At 74.7% G+C, this 6,791-nt stretch carries 7 protein-coding genes; all 7 read right to left on the bottom strand.

Annotation, left to right across the window (positions count from 1 at the left end):
• Window positions 1-494: 494 nt before the first annotated feature.
• Window positions 495-1,412 (bottom strand): DNA-3-methyladenine glycosylase family protein, encoded by a 918-nt coding sequence (locus NCC78_RS25485; RefSeq protein WP_250797613.1) that lies wholly within the window; start codon window positions 1,410-1,412, stop codon window positions 495-497.
• Between the two features lie 389 nt (window positions 1,413-1,801).
• On the bottom strand, window positions 1,802-2,467 hold the full coding sequence (locus tag NCC78_RS25490; RefSeq protein ID WP_250797616.1) for a COG4315 family predicted lipoprotein: 666 nt from the start codon (window positions 2,465-2,467) through the stop codon (window positions 1,802-1,804).
• Window positions 2,468-2,672: 205 nt separating this feature from the next.
• Window positions 2,673-3,458 (bottom strand): anti-sigma factor family protein, encoded by a 786-nt coding sequence (locus tag NCC78_RS25495; RefSeq protein WP_250797617.1) that lies wholly within the window; start codon window positions 3,456-3,458, stop codon window positions 2,673-2,675.
• Window positions 3,455-4,150: a sigma-70 family RNA polymerase sigma factor gene (locus tag NCC78_RS25500; RefSeq protein ID WP_250797618.1), complete on the bottom strand. Its 696-nt coding sequence runs from the start codon at window positions 4,148-4,150 to the stop codon at window positions 3,455-3,457. Before NCC78_RS25500 ends, NCC78_RS25495 begins: the two co-directional genes overlap by 4 nt.
• A gap of 83 nt (window positions 4,151-4,233) precedes the next feature.
• Window positions 4,234-5,091, bottom strand: a complete 858-nt coding sequence (locus tag NCC78_RS25505) for a spermidine synthase (RefSeq protein ID WP_250797619.1) — start codon at window positions 5,089-5,091, stop codon at window positions 4,234-4,236.
• Window positions 5,091-6,050: a hypothetical protein gene (locus NCC78_RS25510; protein WP_250797620.1), complete on the bottom strand. Its 960-nt coding sequence runs from the start codon at window positions 6,048-6,050 to the stop codon at window positions 5,091-5,093. The genes NCC78_RS25505 and NCC78_RS25510 overlap by 1 nt, the downstream gene beginning before the upstream one ends.
• 49 nt (window positions 6,051-6,099) lie before the next feature.
• Window positions 6,100-6,791, bottom strand: a 692-nt coding sequence (locus NCC78_RS25515; protein ID WP_250797621.1) for an SbcC/MukB-like Walker B domain-containing protein, incomplete at its 5' end; no start/stop codon positions are given.

The following is a 6,791-nucleotide window of genomic DNA, read 5'->3' on the forward strand; positions in this document are numbered from 1 at the left end:
CAGCGGCGGGCCCGGCGCGCGGCGGGCCGTGGTCGACCTGACCCCACCCTATCTCCGCGCGGTCACCCGGGGTCACACCGAGTCCGGCCGGCGACCTACCTCGCTCACACGCTTTGCTCTGCTTACCCATACGCACCAGGCACCGTCCGTGACCGGTGCGTATGGGTAAGCAGAGCAAAGGGCATGCGACGGGTGGGTGGCCGGGAGCGTGGGTGTCGACGTAGCCGCTGGTCAGGCCCTTGCCGCGAGACGGGCCGGAGGAGCGGAGGGTGACTCCCGTCGCCGACGGTGACGAGGAGTGCCGGGCGGTGGGGCGCGCATCCGAGGCGGTGGGGGGCCCATCCGAGCGGCACGGTCGGTGCCGACCGAGCGGCGGCGGCGGCGTGGCGGTGGCGCGCCGGTCGCGGTGGCGCGGTGGTGGCGGTGCCGACCGAGCGGTGGTGGCGCGGTGGTGGCGTGGCGCGGTGGTGGCGATGGCGCGGCGGTGGCGCGGGTCAGAACCGGGCGAAGGAGCGGATCGGCATGCGGGGGCCGAACTTCGGCGCCTGGACGCCCGCGGCCTCCAGCAGCCGGCAGACCCGGCCCCGGTGCCCCCGGAACGGCTCCAGCAGGGCCAGCATCCGGGCGTCGTCGCCGCGCGGCTCGCCCGCGAGCGCCCAGGCCACCGTGTTCGGCACGTGGAAGTCGCCGACGCTGACCGCGTCCGCGTCGCCGTACGCGATCCGCACCACCTCGGCGGCCGTCCACGGGCCGATGCCGGCGACGGCGGTCAGCCGGCGGGTGGCCTCGGTGGAATCCGCGCAGCGCTCCAACCGGTCGGCGACGGCCGCCGCGCGACGCAGCGTCTCGGCCCGGCGCTGCTCCACCCCGAACGGGTGGAAGACCCAGTACGGGGTGGCGGCCACCGCCGCCGGCTCCGGCGGCAGCAGCAGCGGCTGCATCGGCCCCGGCGCCGCCTCGGCGAAGTGGCGGACCGTCGCCGCGTAGGCCCGGTACGCCTCCTTGCCGGTCACCTTCTGCTCGAAGACCGCCCGGAGCAGCCGCGGGAAGACCTGCCCGGTGGCCGGCATCCGCAGCCCCCGGTGCTGCGCCGCCAACCGGGCCACGACGGGGTGGGTCGCGGCGAGGTCCGCGAAACCGGTGAGGTCGTCGCGGAGTCCGGCGACCGCGTCCGCCCGCTCCACCACCCAGTCGGCGCCCGGGCCGTACCCGTCGGCCACCACGTCGCCGGCGACCGGGCGCAGGGCGAGGGCGGCCGGTCCGGTCGGGGTGCGGGTGGCCCACCAGAAGGTGCCCGCCGCGATCCGCGCGCAGGGGTCGTACGGGCTGAAGGTCAGCGGCCGGACCGACGCGCCGAGCCGGTAGCCGGCCGGTGGGCGCAGCGTCCGACTCGCGGCGGGTTCGGTCGTCACCCGGACATGCTGTCACGGGCCGGCCCGGTGACGGACGACACCGCCGGCGCCGAGGGCGCCGGCGGTGTCGTCCGACCCGGGCGGACCGGCCGGAACCGGCCGTGGGTGCGGGTTGGGGGACCTCGGTGGTACGCGCCTGCTGGCGTCGGCGCGTCCACCGCCCTCGTCCGCTCCGGGGGGTACCTGGGGCCGCTTTTCCGGGACCGCCGTCGGATCCGATGGACAGCGCGACCCTCGCCAATGCAAGTACGCGAATCGCGGCGCCGGCCCCGGTATCGGAGCCGACGCCGCGATCGGGACGTGGGCGTTGCCGGTACGCCGGACGTCCGGTTCACGACGGTGACCGGCCGCGCCCTCCCCGACTGCGACCGGCCACCGTGTCCGTGGGATCAGTACGAGTAACCGGAGTCGCCAGCCTGGGAGCCGCCCTCCGCGCCGCTCTTGTCGGCCGCGGGCGGGGCGACCGGCTTCGGGGTGCCGGTCGGCAGGCAGGTCAGGTTCTTCTTGCCGTCCGGGGCGACCACGAACCAGGTGCCGCCGACGCCCTGACCCTTCCACTGGCCGGGCTTCTTGTCGCCGATGTAGCGGTAGAGCGGCCAGCCGTCGAGGGTGATCTGCCGGGTGCCGTCCTGCCGGGTGACGGTGCCGACCTTGTCGTCGGAGACGCCGTTGAGCTGCGGGTTCCCGTCGGTCAGCGCCGGCGGCCACACCTGGGCGCACTTGTCGACGCAGTTCGACGAGGCCGGGTCGTTGGTGTCCTTGTCGAAGCGGTACAGGATCCAGCCGTCCTGGTCGGTGACCACGCTGCCCATTCGGGCGACCTTCTTGCCGATGAGTTCGTCGGTCAGTTCCACGTCGGCCGGGGGCGGCGCATCGGCCGCCGGCGCCTCGGCGGACGCCGAGGCCTCCGGCTCTGCTGCCGCGGTGGGTTCGGCCGCGGCGACGGCGACCGGCTCGGCCGCGCTCGAGTTCGCCGCGTCGTAACCCGCGGGAGCGCAGGCCGTTAGTGCGACCATCGCGCTCGCGACGATGACGGTCCGCTTCATCTGTGCCACGTGCCCTCCTCATTCTTGGCAGTTCACCGGGTAATACGGGAGGGCGGCTGTCAAGGTTGAAAATAGAACCGTGGTCAATTTCACAGAGAATCGTTGAACCGATCTGGTTCCTGATCCGTGTGTGGGCGCGACGGGCAATTTTCCGAACGGTACGACCGATCGGCGCCGGTCATTGTGACTGCCCGGCGCCGATCAGTGGGGCGCGCTACCGCGGTACGGGAATGGTCACCAGCGGGGCCGCCACCCCGTTCACGTCCACCGACTGCACCTGGAACTGCTTGATCTCGCTGACCCGCGCCGAGGTGGAGGCCGCCAGGGTCAGGGGGGCGGTGTTGGCGTTGGTGCCGTAGCCGACGCCCGGCACCGACCAGGTGGAGATCACCTCGGTGGTGTTGTTCTTCCGCACCACCACCAGGCGGCAGGTCCGCGGCCCGGGCAGCTTGCCGAGGGTGAAGTTGACGCCCGTGCCGAACTCCTTGGAGGCGACGAAGAAGGTCGCCTCGACGCCGGTGCTCGGGTCCGTGACGTTCTGCTGCTCACCCTCAGGTTTCGTGGGACCGCCGAAGCCGGAACCGGATCCTGTCGGCGACGGCGTGGGTGGCCCGTCGACCCGCGCGCTGGTGGTCGGCTCGGCGACCACGTCCGGCGTGCTGTCGCCGACGACGTTGGCGAAGCCGACGCCGGTCAGGCCGCCGAAGACCACCACCGCCGCGGCCGTGGCGAGCAGCTGCCGGAACCGGGTCCTGCGCCGGTGCGCGCGGACCGCGACCAGCGTCCGGTCCAGCAGCGCCGGGTCGGTCTGGGTCTGCTCCAGCGCGGTCATCGTCTCGCCGTCGATGCCGGAGAGCAGCCCCACCACCGGCACCATCGTCTCCAGCTCCGCCGCGCACGCCCAGCAGGTGGCGAGGTGCTCCTCGAACCGTTCGGTGTCGTGCTCGTCCAGCACGCCGAGCGCGTACGCGGCGACGTCCATGTGGTCTGCCCGGCTCATTCCGTCACCCCCCGTTCCTGCAGAGCCGTGCGCAGCGCGCGCAGCGCGTAGTAGACCCGCGACTTCGCGGTGCCGAGCGGAAGGCCCAGCTCCTCGGCCGCCTCGGGCACCGTCCGGCCCCGGAAGTACGTCGCGACCAGGATCTCCCGGTGCGACTGGCTCAGCGTACGCAGCGCGTCCGCCACGGTCATCGTGCGCAGCACCCGGTCGGTGCTGTCCGCCTCGGCGAACGCGGTCAGGTCCCGGTCGTACGTCTCGGCCGGCCGGGCCTGTTCGCTGCGGTGCTCGTCGATGGCGATCCGTCGGGCCACGGTGACCAGCCAGGGCCGCAGCGAGCCCTGCCCCTGCGCCCCCAGCCGGTGCGCGTTGCGCCAGGCCCGCAGCAGCGTCTCCTGGACGATGTCCTCGGCCCGCTGCCGGTCACCGCCGGTCAGCCGCATCACGAACGCCAGCAGCGGGCCGGCGTGCTCGGCGTACAGCAACCGGATCAGCTGGTCGGAGTGATTGGCCTCGGTGGACGGTGCCGCCTGGTGGCGTCCGGGCGCGGGTCTCGGCGTCACCGGACCATTCTGGCGAGGCGCCGGTTGTGAGTCGACCCCGCGGGAGAACATGCTCGGCCGCGACTGGGAGCGTGCGGACATCCAGTCCACCCGCACCCTGTCGCCGTGCCAGCCGGCCGCCACCGCATGCATGCAGACCTCCGGGTGTCCGATGACAACGGCCGTCCCCCCACGGGCATGGCCGCCCGGTGGTACGCACCGGCGCGGCGAACGGATCAACGACGGACCGAAAAAGTTCCCGGTGGCGGTGGGGTGGAGCCGGTGGCGTCGGTGTCGTGCACCACCGGGACGCCGCCGGCGAAGCGGTCGAGATCCTCGCCGGCGACCACCCGGCCGGGGAACCAGTCGCCGGCGGCGCGCCGGGTCAGCTCCGGCACGGGCGGCTCGTTCCGGCCCGCCACCAGCACCAGGTTGCCGTGGCGCCGACCGCGCAGCACGGCCGCGTCGCCGATCAGGCAGGCCCGCGGCAGCACCGACCGGACGGTGGCCACCTGCCCCCGGGCGTGGCGCAACGGCGGGCCGTCCGCGACGTTCGCCAGGTACCAGCCGTCGGGCCGCAGCACCCGGGCCACCTCGGCGGCGTACTCCACCGAGGTCAGGTGGGCCGGGGTGCGGGCACCGGCGAAGACGTCGGCGACCACCACGTCGAAGCTGGCCTCCCGGGTGGCGGCGAGCACCGCTCGGGCGTCGGCCACCCGCACCTTGAGCCGGGGATCCGCCGGCCAGGGCAGGGCCCGGCGGACCAGGTCCACCAGGGCGCCGTCCAGCTCGGACACCCGCTGGGTGGAGCCGGGGCGGGTGACGCTGACGTACCGGGGCAGGGTCAGCGCCCCACCGCCGAGGTGCAGCACCCGCAGCGGCGCGCCGGCCGGTGCGACGAGGTCGATCGCGGCGGCCAGCCGCCGGACGTACTCGAACTCCAGGTGGGTGGGGTCGGTCAGGTCCACGTGCGACTGTGGGGCGCCGTCCAGCAGCAGGGTCCACGAGCCCGGCCGATCCTGGTCCGGCACCAGCTCGGCCAGCCCGGTGTCGACCTGCTCGGTCAGCCGGTCGGCGGCCCGCTTGCGCCCCATCAGCGGCGGGCCCGGGCGGCGGCGGTCAGCACCCGGTGCAGCAGCCGGGCGTCGCCGAGCAGCCCCCGCAGCCGGCGTTCCAGCCCGGCGATCGGGACGAGGTTCTGCGGCGCCCGCGGGTCCTTGTACGGCGTGGAGGCGAACCGGGGCAGCGTGACCAGCGACAGGTCGGCCAGCTCGACGGCCTCGGCGATGCTCAGCTCCGCGGAGCACTCCATCCGGACGATGCCGGCCCACGGGGCGCCGAGGGCCACCGGCAGTCGCAGGTACCAGGACCAGCCGCCCCAGGCGGTGCCGAGCCGGAACACCGGGGACCGTTCGCCGGCCGCCAGCCCGGTCACCACCGGGGTCAGCCGGGCGTCCAGGTACTGGCTGTGCTGGGTCTTGATGTAGCCGAGGGTGCGCGGCAGCTGCCGCCGGTTGCGCAGCGGGCCGTCCACCACCAGCAGGTCGCCGTCCGTGCGGGCCGCCCCGGAGACCTCCACCTCCAGCGCGGTCAGCGGCCCCTGCACGGCGGCCGGGAGCTTGTTCAGCTCGCCGGTGCCGCTGACCCGGTGCACCGGGTAGCGGATGCTGCCGGAGACCACGTCGCGCGCGGACGGGCTGGCGGTGAAGAGACCCCGGCCGACCTTCGCGCCGACGAGCTGCGCCGCGCCGCGCTCCAGGTCGCAGCGGACCACCCCGGCGGCGTACGAGGCGGCCAGGCCGGGGAAGGAGGCGCCGTCGTCCTCCGCCGTCCAGACGCTGGCGTCGATCCGGCGCACCCCGTCGACCAGCAGCACCACGTCGGGGGCGCGGAGACCGGGCCGGGGCCCGATCGCCCGCCAGTCCACCGTGGGCAGCTCGACGTCCGCGTCGACCTGGGCGCTGCTCGGCGCCGCGGGGCCACCGACGGAGGCCTCGAAGGAGGCGCCGTACGCGGGGTCCCACGCGTCGACGAAGAATCGAGGGTCGCTCACCTGGCCGAGCCTCCCACCCCGGGCCCCCGGCCGGATGCGGACACACCGGTCACCGGCCGGTCCGCTCGACGCGGGCCGACCGGGCGTCCTTGCGGACCTCGAACCGGACCGGGATGCGTTCGGCCAGCGCGGGCACGTGGGTGACCACCCCGACCATCCGGTCACCCCGGGCCGCCAGGTTCTCCAGCGTGGCGGCCACCGTGTCGAGGGTGGCCGCGTCGAGGGTGCCGAAGCCCTCGTCCAGCACGATGGACTCCAGGCTCGCCGCGGTGGTGGACATCCCGGCCAGCTGCTCGGAGAGGGCCAGCGCCAACGCCAGCGACGCCTGGAAGGTCTCCCCGCCGGAGAGGGTGCGCACGCCCCGGCGCAGCCCGGCGTCGTGGTGGTCGACCACGGAGAACTCGCCCTTGTCGTGCACCAGGTCGTACTGGCCGCCGGAGAGTTCGCGCAGGATGCCGGAGGCGCCGTCGACCAGCAGGTCCAGCGCCTCGGCCAGCAGCCACCGCTCGAAGTTGTTGGCCCGCAGGTGCCCGGCGAGGGTCCGCGCCACCTGGGCCTCACGCTCGTAGCCGGCCCGCTGTTCACGCAGCTCACCGGCCTGCTCCCGGCGCCGCAGCAGCTCCCGCCGGTCGGCCTCGGCCCGTTCCAGGGCGACGGCGGCGGCGCGTACCGGATCGTCGGCGCCCGGCAGCCCGGCGGCGGCGAAGATGCCGGCGATGCGCTCGGAGACCGCGCCGGCCA

The sequence above is a fragment of the Micromonospora phytophila genome, from assembly GCF_023656545.1.
GTDB lineage: Bacteria > Actinomycetota > Actinomycetes > Mycobacteriales > Micromonosporaceae > Micromonospora > Micromonospora phytophila.

Excerpts from the sequence above, each read along its gene's own strand:
- NCC78_RS25495 (WP_250797617.1), bottom strand. The coding sequence starts at position 3,458 with ATGAGCCGGGCAGACCACATGGACGTCGCCGCGTACGCGCTCGGCGTG.
- NCC78_RS25500 (WP_250797618.1), bottom strand. The coding sequence starts at position 4,150 with ATGCATGCGGTGGCGGCCGGCTGGCACGGCGACAGGGTGCGGGTGGAC.
- NCC78_RS25505 (WP_250797619.1), bottom strand. The coding sequence starts at position 5,091 with ATGGGGCGCAAGCGGGCCGCCGACCGGCTGACCGAGCAGGTCGACACC.